The sequence below is a fragment of the Amycolatopsis sp. TRM77291 genome (assembly GCF_054166285.1).
Genome location: NZ_JBSZHF010000001.1, coordinates 7,728,537 through 7,745,684 on the forward strand (window position 1 = coordinate 7,728,537; position 17,148 = coordinate 7,745,684).

Genomic DNA, 17,148 nt, shown 5'->3' on the forward strand with positions numbered 1-17,148 from the left:
CGGTCCGGCGCGTCGTGCCGTTATCGAATTGTGGGTGCGGAGGCCGCCCGCAACGGGCCGGTGTCGGAGTTACAGTGAGATTGCCCGGTGTTGCACCGGGCCCAGGTTCAGTCCGACCCCCCGGGGCTGAACCCCAGGCGGCCCTCGTCCCTCCCCCCTGGCGAGGGCCGCCTCCTCGATTCCTTGCGGTGTCAGTGGTTCAGACCTCGACGGCCGAGGAAACCCCGCCNGTCGGAGTTACAGTGAGATTGCCCGGTGTTGCACCGGGCCCAGGTTCAGTCCGACCCCCCGGGGCTGAACCCCAGGCGGCCCTCGTCCCTCCCCCCTGGCGAGGGCCGCCTCCTCGATTCCTTGCGGTGTCAGTGGTTCAGACCTCGACGGCCGAGGAAACCCCGCCCCGGCAACGCTGAAACCGGCCGGAGTTCGTTAACCTTCTTTTCTCTCAAGCGTTTTCGTGGTCGTTTCCGGCTGCGAACAGAGTCGTGGGTTCGTAGTGGGAAGGGACCGACAAAACCGCGGGAAACCGGTTTCCCGCGGCGGAGTTGTCCACAACACCCCGGTTGTCCACAGGCGGGGCGGAATGGCGTTGTGCGCGGCGGGCGGCCGGCGCGACCGTGGAGTCATCACCCGAGTCCGACCGAATCACTGGGGGAGTCATGACCGTGGAACATCCGCTCGTCGTCGCCGGCGACGACATCCTGCTCGACGAGATCCTGCGCGTGGCCGCCGCCGCGGGCTGCGAGGTCGAACGCGCACCCGATCTGGACGCGGCGCGTGGAAGATGGGCTCGCGCGCCGCTCGTGGTCCTCGACGAGGAAGCCGCGAGCGCGCCGAACCGCCTGCTGCGGCGGAACAAGGTCGTGCTGATCTGCAAGGGCGCGCCGACACCGGTGACGTGGGAGCGTGCCTTCAACACCGGTTCGGAGAAGGTCCTTTCACTCCCGGACGAGGAAGCCGACCTCATCGGCGAATTCGCCGACGTCGTCGACGGGCCGGCACGTGACGACGGCGTCGTCATCGGGATCATCGGCGGGCGTGGCGGTGCCGGGGCTTCCGTGCTGGCGGCCGCCGTCGCGTACCAAGCGGAGAAGTCCGGCATCGGCGGGCTGCTGGTCGACTGCGACCCGCTCGGCGGCGGCGTCGACGTACTCCTCGCCGCCGAACGTGACCGCGGGCCCCGGTGGCCGGAGCTCGACCTCGGCGGCAGGGTGTCCATGGCCGCGTTGAGCGAAGCCCTGCCGCGAAAGAAGTACTCGACCGGCTCACTGTCCTTTGTGTCCTATGGACGGGAAGGACGCGGCCCCGGGCCCGAGGCGATCGAGGGCGTGCTGAACGCCGGACGGCGCGCGGGGCGGACCGTCGTCTGCGATCTGCCGAGGTATTTCGGCCCCGAAACGTCCGCCGTGATCGGGCTGGCCGATCTCGTCGTGGTCGTCGTCCCCGCGGAACTCCGTGCCTGTGCCGCCGCGAAACAGGTCCTCGTCAGGCTCGAACCCCACGCGACGAGGATCGGTGTCGCGGTCCGCGGGCCGTCGCCCGCCGGGCTGACCCCACAGGAGATCGCCGACGCCGTCGGCGTCCCGCTCATCACGTCGATGGGCCGCGAGCGGTCCCTCTCGGTCGCCCTCGACCGGGGCGAATTCGTCCCGAGACATCGCGGGCATCTGGCGACGGCCGCGACCGAAGTCCTCGCGGCGGCGCGCGGAAACCTGGCCGGTGCTTCGAGATGACCGAAGACCTGGTCGAGCGGGTCCGGCGGCGGCTGGCCGGATCGGCCGCCCCGGCGGATCCGGTGAGCGTCGCGCGGGCTGTCCGCGCCGAAGCGGGCGGCGCGCTCGGTCAGGACGCCGTCCTCGGAGCGGTCCGGCTGGCCCGTGACGAGTTCGTCGGCGCCGGCCCCCTCGCGCCGCTTCTCGAAGAGCCCGGCGTCACCGACATTCTCGTCACCGCTCCCGACGAGGTCTGGATGGACACCGGTAAGGGTCCCAAGGCGACGGACATCCGTTTCGCCGACGAGGAAGCGGTCCGCAGGCTGGCCCAGCGGCTCGCCCTCGCCGGCGGGCGGCGGCTGGACGACGCGCAACCGTTCGCCGACTGCTGGCTGCCCGGAGTGGGGCCGCAAGGCCGGGTCCGGATGCACGCGGTACTCCCGCCGCTCGCGCCCGCCGGGACCTCCCTCTCGCTCCGCGTCCTCCGGCCCGCCACCCATGATCTCGCCGAACTCCGGTTGCGCGGGGTGTTCGGCACCAGCGGCGCGGACCTGCTCGGCTCGGTCATCCGGCGACGGTTCGCGTTCGTGATCTCCGGCGGGACCGGGACGGGCAAGACGACCTTGCTCGCCGCGTTGCTCGGCGCCGTCCCGCCGTCCGAACGCATCGTCTGCGTCGAGGACGCCGGAGAACTGCAACCGGACCATCCGCAGTTCGTCAGCCTGCTCACCCGCCCGGCCAACGTCGAGGGCGCGGGCGAGATCGGGCTGAGCGAACTGGTGCGTCAGGCGCTGCGAATGCGTCCGGACCGCCTGGTCGTCGGAGAGGTTCGCGGCGGGGAGGTGATCGCGTTGCTGAACGCGATGAACACCGGGCACGAGGGTGGCGGCTGCACCGTGCACGCCAATTCCTCGGAGGAGGTCCCCGCACGGATGGAGGCGCTGGCCGCGCTCGGCGGGCTGAAACGGGACGCGTTGCACAGCCAGCTGACGGCGGCGGTCCGGGTGGTCCTGCACATGGTCCGGCTGCCGAGCGGGATCCGGCGGCTGGACGAGGTCGGTGTCCTCCGGTCCTATCGAGGCGAGGCCAAAGTCGTTCCGGTCTGGAGCAAAGGCACCTGGATCGGCGACGAGACTCCGTTCGAGGAGTTGGCGGCATGAACCCGTGGTTCCTGCTCTCCTGTGGCGCGAGCCTGGCCTGCTGGCCGAAGCGTATGGCGCGCGCGCCGATCGCTTGGCGTCCGCCACGGGCGCTTCGGACGGGTTGGTGGCCTCTGCCGGCGCTGCTTGTCCTGCCGTTCCTCGGGATCGGCTGGGCCGTCGCGGTACTCATGCTCACCGTGACCATCCGCCAGGAGGTCCGGTCGCGAGCGCGGGCGAACGCGGCGCTGGCCGAAGCCGAGCTCACCGCGTCCGTCCTGCGGACGATGATCGGTGAACTCCGCGCGGGCGCCCATCCGGTGACGGCGGCCGAAGCCACCGCGGAGGCGATCCCCGGGGCGTCCGAGCGGCTGCGCGGGCTCATCGCGGCCGCCCGGCTCGGTGGTGAGACCGCGGCTGATCCGGACGCGCCACCGGCTTTGGTGAACGCGTGGACGCTCGCGAACCGGTTCGGGCTGCCGATGGCCGACGTGCTCGACGCCGCGAGACGGGACGCGGAGGCGGGGATCGCCTTCCGCCGCCGTCTCAAAGCCAAGATGGCCGGTCCCCGGGCGAGTGCCGCCGTACTCGCGGCTCTCCCGCTGGTGTGCTTGCCGCTCGGCGAGGCGATGGGGGCGGGGCCGGTCCAGGTCCTCACGGGGACGGGCGCTGGCCAGTTGCTGCTTGTCATAGGTAGCGCGCTGATCTGGGCGGGCACGGCTTGGTGCCGGGCCCTCACCGGGCGGGTGGCGTCGTGCTGACCGGCGCGGCGTTGATGCTGCTGGGCGGTGCCGTCTTCTGTTGGCCGCGCGTCGCGGCCGGAGGCGTAGCGCGGCCAGGCCGGCTTCTCATCCGGCTTCGGGCGCGGTCGCCCCGGGATAACGGCGTCTTCGAACTCGTCCGGTCCGCGGCCACCCTCGACCTGCTGGCCGCTTGCCTGGCGGGCGGGCTGCCGGTGCCCATCGCGCTCGAGGCCGTCGTGCCGACAGCCTCACCGAAGACCGCGGCGGCTCTGCGTTCGGTGGCGTCGCATCTCGCCGTCTGCATCGGGCCGGCGGAGGCCTGGGCGCCGGTCCGCGACCGGCCCGGCCTGACCGAACTGGCCGTCGCCGCCGTCCGGACGGCGCGGGCGGGCACCGCGCTCGCCACGCACGCGAAGGACCTCGCGCGAAGGCTGCGCGAGTCGCTCTCCGCCGAGGCCGAGGAACGCGCGGAACGGGCGGGAGTGCTGCTGGCGGCACCGATCGGCCTGTGTTTCCTCCCCGCGTTCCTCTGTCTCGGTGTCCTGCCCGTCGTGCTCGGCCTCGCCGGGCGGCTCGGCGGCGTCCTCTGATCCGCCGGAGAGCGGCGCTGAAGAAATAGCGCGAGAAGCGATCAAAGACGTGAACCCGCCCGGCCGACGTCGATCGCGGGTTCACCTGCGAACAATCACTGAAAGGCGAATCCCTTGAACAAGCTCCCCACCTTCCGCGAAGACGACGGCATGGCGACGATCTTTGTCGCTGCACTCGCCGTGTCTAGATGTGTTCGTGTCCCGTTCCGGCGGCTGGCTGCCGCCCTGCGGAGACCCGGCTGCTCATCGTTGCGTGTCTCGTTTCTTCTCGCCAACGCGTCTTCTTGATCTTACCTTCCAGCAACGCCTGCTCCACTCAGCGACCGCGCGAGACAGGACGTCGTCCGGTTGGATGACGTCGCGCCACAGGGCGGTCGCTACCTGCGGTGTTTAACTTTCGGCGTGATATTATCACGCCCATGGTTCAAGACCATGTTGAGCGGATCAGGTCCGCCATGCTCGCCCTCTGCGAGCCGCTGCACGACGCCTTCACCTTCGCCGAACAGCGCCGCCAGGTGCTGCTCGCAGACCTCGACGGTCCGGAGTACGTCTGGTACGGGACGCACACGGTCCGCGCCTTCGCGCACCACCGTCTTCGGCAGCTCGCTGGCGAGCTCGGCGACTGGAAGCTGAGCGGCAACCACGCGCGCAATGGCGAGCTGTGGCTGACAGACGACCACTACGGTGTCCGGATGCTGCACAGCCCGAACGGCGGCATAGTTCCCCCACCCGGGTCGAATCTCGCCCGGAGGGCCTTCTACTGCAACCCTCCGTTGACTGGCATGATCCCGTTGTTCGGCGATCTGGGCGACAAGCTGCTCGGCTTGTGGCGCATCGACCCGGAGACCGCCGCACCGAGCTTCCGGATAGTGCGCACGATCGGAGAGTGGAAGTGGGGCAAGCACCAGAAGACCGACCTGGACTTCCCGTTGCCCGCGACTTCAGACGAGCTGGCTGACCTGTCCTTCGAACCGACAGACGAAGACCTGGGGCTGGACTTGCCCCTCAACGACCAAGAAGAAGAGGGCGATTCCGATGCTGGCGGCTTCACCGGGTGAGCGACTGCGGACCCTGCGGGATCTGCTGGGCCTTACCCAGGAGCAGCTGGAGAACATCTCTGGTGTGAAGCAGTCCTGGATCTCCCAGGTGGAGACCGCAGCTCGCGACGCGACCGAGGACGGGCTGCGGGCGATCGCCGAGGCCACCGACACACCCTTCGGGTTCTTCGCCGTCCAGCCGACGACGGTGCCGCTGGACTCGCTCAGGTTCCGCAAGCGGGCCTCGGCCAGCAAGGTGCTGACCCGCCGAGTGCGCACCTTCTACGCCGAGAGCTACCGCATCAACGAGGCTCTGGTCGCGGCCGAGGGCTACCCGGCCCCGCCGCTGCCCTACGCCACCGCCGAGGACCTGTCCACTGAGGACATCGACGAGTTGGCCGCGCAGACCCGTGAAGCGCTGCGGCTCGCGCCGGACAAGCCGATCCCGCACTTGACCAGGGCCTTGGAACGCTCCGGTGTCGCGGTGGCGCCGTTCATGCTGACCGACGACCCGGACGAGCAGCCGGTCGCGGGCGGCCACTTCGGCGTGTCCTACTGGGGCGGTGTCGGCGAGCCCGCACTGATCGGCTACTTCCCGGGCAGCCAAGGCGACCGAGAACGGTTCACCCTCGCGCACGAAGTCGGGCATCTCGTGCTCCACACCTTCCGGCCCCGCGCCGCAAACGCAGAGCGGGAAGCCGACCGGTTCGCCGGTGCGCTGCTGATGCCGCGCGAACGCGCTGAGGAGAACATCTCCGAACGCGCCACACTGCGGGAGTACGCGCGGCTGAAGGCGACCTGGGGCGTATCCATGCAGGCGCTGATCCAGCGCGCCTACGGCCTCGACCTCATCGGCGAAACCCGCCGCCGGTCGCTGTTCGTCCAGCTGTCCTCGAAGGGCTGGCGCAAGCAGGAACCGGTGAACGTAGGGCGAGAAGCTCCGCTGCTGCTGTGGACACTGCTGAGCAGGAAGTTCGGGGCGCGTCCCTACCGGCCGGCGGCGGAGTCGCTTGCCGTCCCGCCGACGATGCTGCGATCCATCGCTCCGACGCCGGTCGATGCAGCACGGCAAACCCGCGACGAGTCGACGACAGAGTCACCTATCGTGGCGGTCCGCCGGATCGGCCGGGCCAACCGCGGCTAGGAGGCCGCTGCGACCAAGGTTCGCGCTCAAGGTCGGCTGTCTTGTCTCATCGACTTCGTGCGTGGACCGCCGACGTCGAGCTGCTGCTTTATGCCGCTGTCGAGCCTGAGTTGGTCGGGGGTGCCATTGAAGGCGCGGACGGCATCGAGCAACCTCCGATCAGCGCGTCCAGTGAGTTTCGGTGCGATGAGGTCGAGAAGCTCAGCCCACTTGGTGCGCCCAAGATCACGCCGGAGCCGACTGGCGATCTTGCTGTCGGTGAAGACGCGGAGCGCAATCCCGGCCTGCCTGCCATCGAACTTGCCGATCAGCTCCTTGTAGATGGGATCGGCGTTCCAGGCGGTGCCGTTGCCGTTGGTCAGGAAGACGTAGACGAGCTGGCGAACATAGGTCGGGCTGAACCGCGCGGGAACCTGACCGTGCGTGCCGACGAGATTCAGCAGGCGCTGGGCGATCGATGGTTCCTCGTAGAAGTTGTTCCAGCCCTCGTGGGCGTTCGTGAGGTCATCGAGGGCTTGGGCGAACTCGGCCTCGCGGTCAGACTCGGGCAGGTAAGCGGTTCCGTCGACGAGGTCGAGCAGGTCTCGGGCGCGTTGGGCTCTGTCGGTGTCGCCGTTGGCGCGGAATCGCCCGAGCTTGATGCCGCACTCGTTGCGCTGCTCTTCGCCGACGTAGGGCCAGAGTTCGGGCCAGAGGTTGCGGACGTTGTCCAGTGTGTCCGGGGTTGCGTCAGGCGGGTTGAAGATGCCGAAGAGGCCCGCGGCGAGGTTGTCGGCCTGGTCGGGTGGGAGGTTGTCGAAGAAAGCCGCAGCGTTGGTCAGCTCGGCCTCGGGCAGGCGCTGGGCCCTGACGTTGTGCAGGAGCCTGCCGATCTCGGCGACGACGTTGTCGCGGGGAAGAGTGATGACCTCGCGAATGCAGGTTTCCAGCCATTCCGCGAGTTTCAGGCCGGTGAGCGCGACCTGGTTCGGGTGTGCGGCGCTGGCGTTGTTGCGCATGTAGCGGATGTGGTCGAGCTGCTGGTAGCCGACATCGCTGATCAACTTGATCCGGTTGGCCGCCTGCATCAGCTTCGCGTCGTCGATCTTGGCCAGATCCTCCGGGGTGCGGAGCATGTTGCGGCGGGCTGGATCGGTTTCGGCGATCTCGAAGAAGTAGGCGACGTCGAACGAGGCAACCCGGGCGCGCAGCTCGTTGATCGTCTCGTTCCAGAGATAGTTCAACGCGGCATCGAACAGCCCCACTGACGCGGCAAGGATCATCTTCGCGACGTAGGAGGCACGCGCTCGCTGGGTGTCGTCGAGTCTTTCGAGAGCGTCGGGCGTGTTCCGGAGCAGTTTTTCCCGCTCCCGGACGTTGATGATGATGTCCTCGGTGGGCAGTCCCCACTGCTCGATCATGGTGAGCATGAGGTGCTCGAATGCCTCGAGGTCCTTGCCTGCTGCTTCGACTTGAGCGCGTGGGTCCGCACGGACGACCTGCCCGTCAATGGCCTGGCCGGCGTCGCTGACAAAGCCCTCGCTCATGGCGGTGTCTCCCTCGTCCGTGCTGCTCACCAGAACCAGTCGCTTCCGACCAGGTAGTTCGTTAACGACTCCCTAGCAGAGGACGAGGATCGTGATCTCACCGTGCCGTGCCGATTGAGGCGTCCATCCTGTAGCCACGCCGTCCAGCAGAACGCCACCGTCACTGCCTTGCCCCGGGTGGTTGCCCCGATCGTCATCCCGTCCCAAATGGACACCTCCGGCAGCTTCTCCAGCACCGAGCGCGGCTGGCGTGTTGCCGTTCTTGCCGATCCCATGACTGGGTCCGGCGCGTTGACCGCAAAGCTCCGGCAGACGGGAGCGCATGGTGCGCATGACCGGACCGGCAGGGGCGAGCCCGGTATGCCGACGGCCTTGCTGACCGTTTGTCAGGCTGGTTTGCGGATGAGGCCGGTGTAACCAGCAAGAGCGAGGGTGGCCAGGCCCCAGACGGCGGCTTGCACGATCCACACTGCGACCGTGAAGACCTGGCCTGAAGTTGTGGTGGTGTCCAGGTCACAGCGGGCGCGTAGCCCGGTTGGGGCGAACGGGAGGCCTCGGTCGAGGCCGAGGCCGATCAGTTCAACCGGAGTGCACTGCTGGCCTGGAGTTCCGGATCCGACTGTGCGTTCGGCGGCGTAGCCGGGGCTGGTCTCGACGTGTCCCGCCCACAGGCCCAGTCCGACAGCTGCCGCCAGAGCAAGCAGCAAGGCAGCCGCTGTGCGGCGGGCGCGGTAGCCGTAGCCCGCCAAAATCCCCCAAAGCTGGTGGACACTACGGGGCAGCCACCCACCCAGTCCCTCCGGCGCGAGACGATGCAGGTCCTGTTGCTGGGCAATGAGAATGCGGCGGGCGTTGCCGTCATGTCCGGCGGCGCGTTCTATGGCGGCCAGTTGCTGGTACGACGACGGCGAGTAGGAGGCAGTGTGGAAACGGATCAAGTGCAGCCACTCGTGCCAGTCGATAGATATCAGCGCATCGAAGGTGAAACCATCCAGGCTGATACGGCGGGAACAAGGGCACGAACGGCCCCATGGCTGTAAACACACCAGCTCAGCTGGCAGGATCACCGCACCAGCAACCTTTGCGCCTTCGAGATCGACACCTTCCGCAGCACCACTGAAGATTCTCGTCCCGACGAAGCTGAGTTGGCCGCCGACACGGGCTGAGTGCAACAAGACCCCGCCGTGCCGAGCGCTGCCGGTGAGCCACGAATCCTCCAGCCACATACTGCCGCCTACTTGGAGGTCGTCGGCGTAGAACGCAGGGCCGGAGGAGTTGACAACGTGCATCCTCGTTGCGCCGAGCTCGCCACCTATGCGGGCGGCGTGCAGCCAGACGGCGGCCTGCTCGCCGCTGCCGGTAAACCGCGTCTCATCCATCTCCAGATAGGCGTCCACTTGAAGCCTGCTGGCGTGTAGAGCACGGCCGGTCGAGTTCTCGCTGTGCATACCCCTTGCGCTCAGAACACGGCCGATGTGGGCACTGTGCAGCCGGACAGCTCCACGCGCTCCGCTGCCGGTGAACCGCGCATCATCCAAGAACACGTCTAGGTCTACCCGGAGGCCATCGGCGGTCAGGGCGGGGCCGGTGGAGTTGTCGCAGTGCATCCGCTCTGCTCCAAGTTGACCACCAATGTGCGCGCCGAGCAGCCGGACGGCGCTCCGCTCGCCGCTGCCGGTGAACCGCGCATCATCCAGCAACAGGTCTCCGTCTATCCGGAGGTCTTCGGCGGTCAGGGCGGGGCCGGTGGAGTTGTCGCAGTGCATCCGCTCTGCTCTGAGCCGACTACCAATATGCCCACGGTTCAGCCGAATGGCACCGCTGTCGCTGCTGCTGCTGAGCCGCGCGTCCTGCATGGACATGTCGCCGTCTACGCGCAAGCGATTTGCGTTCAAGACAGGCCTGTCAGAATAGTCAGCGCGTAGCCGGTTGCAGTCGAATTTTCCGCCGATGTGCGCGTCGTACAAGCACACTGTCGCTTGAGCACCAGTGAGCTGCACATTAGTTAGCGTCAGGTCGCCGTCCACGCGCAGGCCCTGCGCGTTCAGGGGGTTGATGCGGCTTGATGTCAAGTCGAACCTGGGTAGGTGAGCACCACGTGCCGTGATCGGCTCGTCGAAGCTACAGCCCACCAGTGCGAGTCCCGTTGTTGTGTCGACGTAGCTCAGGTCGAGCTGGCCAAGGATGCGCGCGCCCCTGGCGCGGATCCCGAGCGGATCGAGTGGCCCGTGCAGCCCCAAGAGCATGTCACGAACCACGCGAGCTCGAATATGGTGCTCGGTCGCCGTGCTCATAGCAAGCGTGTGACCGCCCAGCTTGCTGCACACCAGTTCGACGCCGTTGCGCGCGGATTGGATGAGTTCCTGTTCACGCGCGGATAGGTCATTCAAGACAGGAAGCGAAGAAGGCACAGTGTCGGTCACCTCAACATCGTCGGAAACCGTGCGGTGACCGCTACAGCGCACTGAGTCTCCGCAGTTAGGACCCGACTGTTCAGGAGGTGGGCTCAATCAGCTTCCGCACCGCGGACGGTCCGGTGAAGTCCTCGGGCACGGCGTCCATCAGCGTCTCGTTGGCGGGCTGGCCGAGCCAGTAGCCGGAGTTGCGCTTCTCGCCGATGACTCGGAACCCGGCGCGTTCGTAGGCGGCGATGGCGCTCTTGTTCGGGGAGAGCACCGCGAGGTAGACGCAGCGCAGCGCGGTGATGTGGAAGGCGTAGTCCAGCGTGAGCCGGGTGGCGTCGGTGCCCAGGCCCTTGCCGCGGTGGCTGGGGCCGAGCTGGATAACGAACTCGCCGCTCCGGACGTGGTGGTCGATCAGCACTGCGGTCGTGCCGACCGGGGTCGCGGGGGTGGTGGTGATGTCGTAGACGGTGAACCTGAGCTGGTCGTCGGTGCCGCGGGCCTGGTGCTGGAAGCCTTCGCGACGGTTGTTGAGCGAGTCGGGAGTCTGGCGGCCGTAGCCGACGAGCGTGCCGGGGTCCTGCTCCCACTGCCAGTACTGGTCGACGAGGTCTTCGGTGAACGGGCCGAGCCCCGCCCGCTCGCCGCGGATCCACACGATCGGTTCGGTCTGCTCGCTAATCGCTCTCGCCTCCATCGTCACGGGCCGGGATAGTGCGAAGCACCGCGAACCGCTCTGTGGACGGCTGTTCGGCTACCGGCTGTCGGTCGTCAGTCTCCACCCACGCGTGCAGCCGCACTGGATCGGCCGCCGCGCCGTGGCACCACGTCACCCGTTGGCGCGACGCGGCCAGGAGCACCAGCACGGCCGCCGATTCCTCCAGGCAGGCGACCCGGCCTGGTGCGAGCAGCCCGGCCCGGCGGACGGCGTGAACGGCGCGGCGCGCGTGTTCGATGGTGGCCGGGCGCCTGGCTCGGCGGGAAACCCGGTTCAGTAGCCGGGTCAGCCGAGCCAGGCGCCGGCGGCGAGGACCGGCGGCCAGCGTGGCGAGCACGATGGCCAGTGCCATACCGGCGATCACCGTCGTGGTGAGCGGGACGGAGACGTGCTCGGGTCGTCCGNTCGGCGGGAAACCCGGTTCAGTAGCCGGGTCAGCCGAGCCAGGCGCCGGCGGCGAGGACCGGCGGCCAGCGTGGCGAGCACGATGGCCAGTGCCATACCGGCGATCACCGTCGTGGTGAGCGGGACGGAGACGTGCTCGGGTCGTCCGGCGGCGAGTTCGTGGGTGCCCCAGCTTGGTACCCAGGCCGGTCCGGCTGTTGGCGCGGGCCACGGCTGGGGTCGTGCCGTTGGGGCGAGCAGCCCGGCGGCGAGGAGTTGCCCGCGCAGTGTCCGCGCTGATGCCGCGTCCAGCGCGGCAGTTTTCTCCGTGTCGCCGGTGGTGGCGAGTTCGGCCCACCATCGGGCTGCGGGGCCGATCAGGGTTTCGGCCTGGCCGCCGCGGTAGTTCACGATCACTGTGGCGGGGCCGACGTCGACGGCCCGGACATGCGCCGTCGCGGTGAGGTAGTGGTGGTTCATGCGGCGCCCGCTCGGGTGCCGGTGGCCGACCACGCCACGCGGGGTGCGTCGGCGAGCGCGCGTAGCCAGACCTCGGCGGCGATCGCGGGTTCGACAGTGGAGAACGCGACCGGCAGTCCGGCGGCGGTCATGGTCAGCGTGCGGCGCAGCGCGGCCGGGTCGACGAGCCCGAGCGCGGCGAGCTGTCCGTCGGCGAGGGCGTGCAGCGCGGGCAGGTTGGCGCGCATGCCGCCATAGTGGTCGGGATTGAAGTCGCCTTTCGTGGTGCGCGCGGCGAGCTTCGCGGGGAACAGGTCGGCGAGCGCGGCGCCCAGCACGGGTTTGTAGTGGGCCGGGCCAGGCCGGGCGTCCAGTGGCACGGACAGGTAGGTGTCGATCACGCGGGAGTCGGTGAACGGGTTCGCCAGCAGCACGCCGGCGTGTTCGGCGAGCTGGATGTCGGCGCGGGCGGACCGGCCGACCTCGGCCATGTTCTCGGCCGCGACGGTGGTGGCGAACGCGCCGCCCGGGACGTCGGCGAGCCGGGCCGCCGCGCCGTGGGCGAGGGCGGCCGCGCGGCCCCGCGCCGCCGGGCTCGCCCACGGGGGCACGGTTTCCGTGGTGTACCAGCCGATGTGCCCATCCGGCCTGTTCGGGGCGGTGCCTGTCCACAGGTCGACCGCCAAGGTTGTCAGAGCGTCGACGCGGCTGGTGCGGGCAGTCCGGACTGCCGCTGTCAGCAACGGCCAGGCGGGCAGCCGTCGCAACCGTGCCCACCTCACGGTTTCGGCGACGGCCCGGCGGTGGTGGCCTGTGGCGACGAGGTCGGCGAGCATGATCGGCGGCGTGCACAGCAGGCTGTCGCCGCCGTCGCCGGTGAGGTGGCAGTCGGTGCCGAGGGTGTCGCGGATCCAGCGGAGCTGCCCGGCGAACCGGGCGTGCGCGATCGTGGACGGTGCGGGCTCGTCGGTCACCGAGACCTCGTCCAGCGCGGTGTAGGGGGCGTGTTCGCCGGTCAGGGGCATCAGGCGGTGCGCGAGGCCGGGCCGCTGCGCGGCCAGCCGCGCGTAGTCCAGGTCCCCGCCCGAGCTGCATCCGGCCGGGTGCACGGTCACCCCGGTCACGATCCGGCCGGGTCCGGCCTGCTCGGCCGCTAGCAGCGCCAGAGCGGTGGAGTCGAACCCGCCGGACAGGTCGCTGGTCAGCATGGTCGCGGTGGCCAGACGTTCGGCCACGGCCGCCGCCAGCTCGTCGCGCAACCGCCGGGGCGGCGAGCCTGGCTGGCGTCGGGGCCACCACACGCGGTTGACCCGGGTGTTGTCGCCGTCGATGGTCAGCCGGTGTCCCGGCGGGACGAGCGCGATGTCCTCGAACGCGGATCGCTCGGCCAGCAGTACCGGCACCGACGGGGCGAGCAGCCATCCGGCGAGCCGGTCCAGATCCGGTCCGGCGCCGGTGAGCCCGGCGAGGGCGCGGGAGCTGGAGGCCCAATAGACACCGCCGTCGGCGAAGGCGGTGTAGATCGGCCAGGCGCCGCCGAGGTCGGTCCAGATCCGGGTGGCCGCGCGGGTGACCTCGACGGTCGTGTAGCTGCCCGGCCAGCGCCAGGCCACGTCATCGGGAACCCCGTCGGTGCCCAGCCGGGTCAGTTCGGCGGCCGTGACGCCGCAGGTGCCGACCACGGCGACGAACCGGGTGCCGGACCAGGTGGTGTGCACTTCGTTCCCCGACCACGTCCCGACCGTCCAGCACCCGGGCATCGTGGGCCACAGCCGCGCGCCGCCGATCGGGCTGCGCGGTGGCGTCGCCGGTGTGGCGAACCCTCCGAACCAGCGCATGACTTTCCCCTTCCCTGACCGTGGTGGTGATCCGGTGCCCAGCCCCCAGGACGGGCTGGGCACCAGATCGGTGGCCTAGTTGTAGGCCCGTCGCTTGTCCTCCGAGCTGCCCTTGCCCTGCCCCAAGGTCACCTCCGACGCCTCACCGAGGCTGACCAGCAACACCGGCGCGTCAGTCGTCTGACCGCTCTCTGGCTGGTCGTTCACGGTCTCCATGTCTGCCCTCCCTTCCCTTGTCTCACATGGCTTTCGCCGCACTCAGTTGTTCCTTGCACACCCCGCTGGACGGCTGATAGCCGCGCCGGGGTGAACCTGCGGGGCCGTTCGGGAACGGCCTGCGGTTGCGGTATGTCAGGACGAGGTCGGCGTCGCTGGCCGGAAGTGGTGCCGTCCCGTGGCTTTGCCGGTCGCGGCGGGGTGTTCGGCGGCGTCGGTGATCAGGTGGCGGTGAGCGGTCCGCCATACCGTGCATCCCGCCCGGCCGAGTAGCCGCCACGGTGAGCAGGCGCGGCAGCGGCCGCGCTCGTCGGGTTCGTGCGCCTCCAGCAGTTCCCGCCACGCACCGGTCATCTGGGTGATGACGGTGTCGGCCAGCGCCGACTTGGACTCTTTGTCGGCCTCACCGACGATCAAGTCGAGGTAGTCGAGGCGGCCGTAGACCGCTGTCCGCAGAGTGGAGTTCAGGACTTCATCCACGATCGGTCTCCTCATCGGTATCGGAAGGCCACGCCCGCGGGTCTTGCGGAGCAGTCGGTGGCCACAAGCGGGGGTGCAGATCCAGCGGGACGATGTCGCCGACCCGCAGCCGGGCGGTGTGCACGCGGTAGGCCGCGTCATCGAAGTACTCGCACGGCCAGAACCGGCCCGCGCACGTCGGGCAGGCGTTCGGCTCGCCGGGCTCCGGCAGATGCCGAGTCAGGTCGTTGATGGCCTCGGCGGCGCGTCCGGCCGGGCTGTCCGCCGCCACGACCAGCCCTTCCATCGGCCGGAAATTTGTCCCCTCCACCAGTTCACGCCATCCCGGCGGGGCCGGTCGGTGTCTGCAGCGTCGGAAGGCGGCGCCGCCCGAGACGGAGATCGGTGACCAGGTCGTCGTAGGCGCGGCCCAGCTCGCCGAGCTGCGCCGAGGCGATCCGCACCTGTGGGTCGCTCGCATCGAGGTGGTTGTCGGCGAGGAGCTGTCCGCGCATCCAGACCGTCACCATCCGGTCGATGAGCTGCCCGAGCGACTCGGTGTGCAGCACTCCCGCGCGGCCTTCGGCGAGTTCGGTGGCGGCCCAGTTGTCGATCCGGTCGATCAGCACCGCACAGGCGGCGGCGTGAGACCGGGCCGTCCGGGCGGCGGCGGCCACTGTCGGATCGTCGGCCTGGGGATCGCTGACGATCCGGTGGAGGCCGGCGCGCGACCGGTGCTCGGTGGCCAGTGCGGCCGCGGCCTCCAGCACGGGGTGCTGGTAGCCGCCGGGCGGGACGGTGATAAAAGCGCGGACCACAGCGGCCGCGCGCGGCGGAGCGGGCGCGATGCCCGCCGAGGTGGTCATCGGGTCCGCGGTCGTGAGCGTCACGAGGCCGATCCGTTTGGCACTGGGCTGACCGGAACAGGCCGCCCGGTCATCTCCCATCGGGTGAAGTGGGCGACGATGCGGTCCCACAAGCCGGGTTCGCCGATCGCGGCGACGTGCATCCGCACGCGGTGAGCGCGGTCGTCCCAGCAGGCCAGGACTCGTGCCCCCGTCCTGGCGGTGATATCGAGGAACAGATGCTCGTCGATGCGCCGCTGCAGCGTGCGGCGCTGGTGTTCCACGGTCGGCAGGCCGGTGCGCAAGATCTCGGCGGCGGCCTGGTGCTCGATGCCGGGCACGAAGCACGCGGGCGTGAGCGGGGCGGTGGCCAGCTCGGCGATCAGCTCGACGCGATGGTCCGTGCGGCGGGCCGCGCGGACGAGGGCGGTGGCGAGGCCGGACAGGGGCGTCCTGGGCACGGTCAGGGTCGTGGTCATCGCGCGGGTGCTCCTTCGCTGGTGGTGGCAGCGGCCCCGGACTGGTCGGGGGTCAGCGCCGGGGCCGCTGCCGGTCGGATGGCCCCGGGGTGGCGCTCGACGGCGGCGGGATCGCCGGAGCACCACCCCGAGACGGGGGCGCGCCGCCCAGGTACCGTGTTCGCAACCTGAGTGACGTGGGTCATGATGACGACGGTACATCTGACGATCGTCAAAACAGATACTCCGATCGGGTGTGCTCGCGCGTGCGAAGATTCGACGACCGCGAACGCGCTACCAGGCAGAAGAGGAGCAGTGCGTGGCGACGAACAGCCCGACCGCGCTGAGATGGTGGTTTGCCGTCGCGATGCGACGCCTGCGCGAAGCTGCCGGGATCAGCCGCGAGTCCGCGGCCGCTGAGATCCAGGGCAGTGTCTCGGCGATCGCGCACATCGAGAACGGCCGGTCACTCCCGAAACCACTGGAGCTGAGGAGCCTGCTCGCGCTCTACGGGGTCGCTGAGCAGAACGAGAAGTTCCAGAGCCTGCGAGAGCGCGCCCGCAAGGGCAAGGACTGGTTCATCGGCTTCGACCAGCACGAGGTTCCCGAGGACTTCGGGCTGTTCCTCGGCATGGAGTCCTCCGCCAGCCAGTTGGAGAGCTGGGACGCCCAGGTCGTTCCCGGCCTGCTGCAGACCCGCGCCTACGCCGAGGCGATCATCCGCGGCAGCGACGCCGAACTGCCCGATGACGAGGTCGGCCGGCGCGTTGAGCTGCGGATGGCCCGCCAGCGCATGGTCTTCTAGGAAGGCGACCGGCCGCTCGTGTGGCGGGTGATCGCCCAACCAGCGCTGGACTGGCTCGTCGGCGGTGCAGAGGTCATGCGCGAGCAGTTGGAACACCTCGCCGTCCTGGCCGCGCGTCCCGGGATCAAATTGCAGGTGCTGCCCACGTCGGTCGGCGCGCACACTGGTGTCGAAGGAACCTTCACGATCCTGTCCGCGCCACCGGAACTTGAGGACTACCCCGGCTGCGTGTACGTGGAGACACTGGTGGAGCCCTACTACTACGTGGAGCCCTACTACTACGAGGAGTTGAAGAAGATCAGGGCCTACCGCAACGCCTTGGCCGAACTCCGCGTCAAGGCCAGCGAGCCGGAGAAGACACCGGCGCTGTTCCGTCAGCTAGCAAAGGAACTGTGAGCACGATGAACAACGAGGACGCCGTTGCCGCCCTCGCTTCCGCGACCAACTGGCACAAAGCCTCCTACAGCAAGGAAAACGGCGGCTGCGTCGAGGTCGGGTCCGTTCCCGGCGTGATCGGGGTCCGCGACACCAAACTCGGTGCCGCAAGCCCGATCCTCGCGTTCGACCCCACCGAATGGGCCGCGTTCATCCGTAGCGTGAAGGACGGCGAGTTCGACACGCTGTAACTCGAATCCGCGAGCGGGAATACCCCTGACCACCGTTGCTGAACAGGGGT

17 protein-coding genes and 1 pseudogene are annotated in these 17,148 nt (G+C 69.2%); 8 read left to right on the forward strand and 10 right to left on the reverse strand.

The window, feature by feature from the left end; genetic code table 11:
- Positions 1–656: 656 nt before the first annotated feature.
- The 6 genes from ssd to ACXIZN_RS36235 all read left to right on the forward strand — a co-directional run bounded on the left by ssd (position 657) and on the right by ACXIZN_RS36235 (position 6,362).
- A complete protein-coding gene (ssd, locus tag ACXIZN_RS36210; RefSeq protein WP_457959371.1) occupies positions 657–1,730 on the forward strand; it encodes a septum site-determining protein Ssd in 1,074 nt (357 codons plus the stop codon).
- Complete coding sequence (locus ACXIZN_RS36215) at positions 1,727–2,869, forward strand: TadA family conjugal transfer-associated ATPase (RefSeq protein WP_457959372.1); 1,143 nt, start codon at positions 1,727–1,729, stop codon at positions 2,867–2,869. Before ssd ends, ACXIZN_RS36215 begins: the two co-directional genes overlap by 4 nt.
- Entirely contained in the window at positions 2,866–3,609 is a 744-nt protein-coding gene (locus ACXIZN_RS36220; protein ID WP_457959373.1) for a type II secretion system F family protein, read from the forward strand. Before ACXIZN_RS36215 ends, ACXIZN_RS36220 begins: the two co-directional genes overlap by 4 nt.
- Entirely contained in the window at positions 3,603–4,181 is a 579-nt protein-coding gene (locus ACXIZN_RS36225; RefSeq protein WP_457959374.1) for a type II secretion system F family protein, read from the forward strand. The genes ACXIZN_RS36220 and ACXIZN_RS36225 overlap by 7 nt, the downstream gene beginning before the upstream one ends.
- 419 nt (positions 4,182–4,600) lie before the next feature.
- A complete protein-coding gene (locus ACXIZN_RS36230) occupies positions 4,601–5,239 on the forward strand; it encodes a hypothetical protein (RefSeq protein ID WP_457959375.1) in 639 nt (212 codons plus the stop codon).
- Positions 5,217–6,362, forward strand: coding sequence for a helix-turn-helix domain-containing protein (locus ACXIZN_RS36235; protein ID WP_457959376.1), 1,146 nt, complete (start codon positions 5,217–5,219; stop codon positions 6,360–6,362). The genes ACXIZN_RS36230 and ACXIZN_RS36235 overlap by 23 nt, the downstream gene beginning before the upstream one ends.
- A 26-nt stretch (positions 6,363–6,388) precedes the next feature.
- Here the strand turns inward: ACXIZN_RS36235 and ACXIZN_RS36240 are convergent, their stop codons facing one another.
- From ACXIZN_RS36240 to ACXIZN_RS36285, 10 genes are all read right to left on the reverse strand, one after another.
- Positions 6,389–7,918, reverse strand: a complete 1,530-nt coding sequence (locus tag ACXIZN_RS36240) for a hypothetical protein (RefSeq protein ID WP_457959377.1) — start codon at positions 7,916–7,918, stop codon at positions 6,389–6,391.
- Between the two features lie 356 nt (positions 7,919–8,274).
- A complete protein-coding gene (locus ACXIZN_RS36245) occupies positions 8,275–10,311 on the reverse strand; it encodes a hypothetical protein (protein WP_457959378.1) in 2,037 nt (678 codons plus the stop codon).
- 70 nt (positions 10,312–10,381) lie between these two features.
- Complete coding sequence (locus ACXIZN_RS36250; RefSeq protein WP_457960687.1) at positions 10,382–10,987, reverse strand: GNAT family N-acetyltransferase; 606 nt, start codon at positions 10,985–10,987, stop codon at positions 10,382–10,384.
- Entirely contained in the window at positions 10,968–11,360 is a 393-nt protein-coding gene (locus ACXIZN_RS36255) for a lasso peptide biosynthesis B2 protein (protein ID WP_457959379.1), read from the reverse strand. The genes ACXIZN_RS36250 and ACXIZN_RS36255 overlap by 20 nt, the downstream gene beginning before the upstream one ends.
- Positions 11,361–11,868: 508 nt before the next feature.
- Positions 11,869–13,689 (reverse strand): albusnodin/ikarugamycin family macrolactam cyclase, encoded by a 1,821-nt coding sequence (locus ACXIZN_RS36260; protein ID WP_457959380.1) that lies wholly within the window; start codon positions 13,687–13,689, stop codon positions 11,869–11,871.
- A 75-nt stretch (positions 13,690–13,764) separates the two neighbouring features.
- Complete coding sequence (locus ACXIZN_RS36265; protein ID WP_457959381.1) at positions 13,765–13,905, reverse strand: albusnodin family lasso peptide; 141 nt, start codon at positions 13,903–13,905, stop codon at positions 13,765–13,767.
- Between the two features lie 135 nt (positions 13,906–14,040).
- On the reverse strand, positions 14,041–14,385 hold the full coding sequence (locus ACXIZN_RS36270) for a hypothetical protein (protein WP_457959382.1): 345 nt from the start codon (positions 14,383–14,385) through the stop codon (positions 14,041–14,043).
- On the reverse strand, positions 14,378–14,671 hold the full coding sequence (locus tag ACXIZN_RS36275) for a hypothetical protein (protein ID WP_457959383.1): 294 nt from the start codon (positions 14,669–14,671) through the stop codon (positions 14,378–14,380). The genes ACXIZN_RS36270 and ACXIZN_RS36275 overlap by 8 nt, the downstream gene beginning before the upstream one ends.
- 28 nt (positions 14,672–14,699) lie before the next feature.
- Complete coding sequence (locus tag ACXIZN_RS36280) at positions 14,700–15,254, reverse strand: DUF4254 domain-containing protein (protein WP_457959384.1); 555 nt, start codon at positions 15,252–15,254, stop codon at positions 14,700–14,702.
- The gene (locus ACXIZN_RS36285) at positions 15,251–15,688 is read right to left on the reverse strand and encodes a hypothetical protein (protein ID WP_457959385.1); all 438 of its coding nucleotides are present in this window, start codon (positions 15,686–15,688) and stop codon (positions 15,251–15,253) included. Before ACXIZN_RS36285 ends, ACXIZN_RS36280 begins: the two co-directional genes overlap by 4 nt.
- Before the next feature lie 346 nt (positions 15,689–16,034).
- On the opposite strand from ACXIZN_RS36285, the pseudogene ACXIZN_RS36290 reads away from it, so the two are divergent.
- Positions 16,035–16,868 (forward strand): annotated as a pseudogene (locus ACXIZN_RS36290) (helix-turn-helix domain-containing protein).
- A gap of 5 nt (positions 16,869–16,873) precedes the next feature.
- Complete coding sequence (locus tag ACXIZN_RS36295) at positions 16,874–17,098, forward strand: DUF397 domain-containing protein (protein ID WP_457959386.1); 225 nt, start codon at positions 16,874–16,876, stop codon at positions 17,096–17,098.
- Positions 17,099–17,148 lie beyond the last annotated feature (50 nt).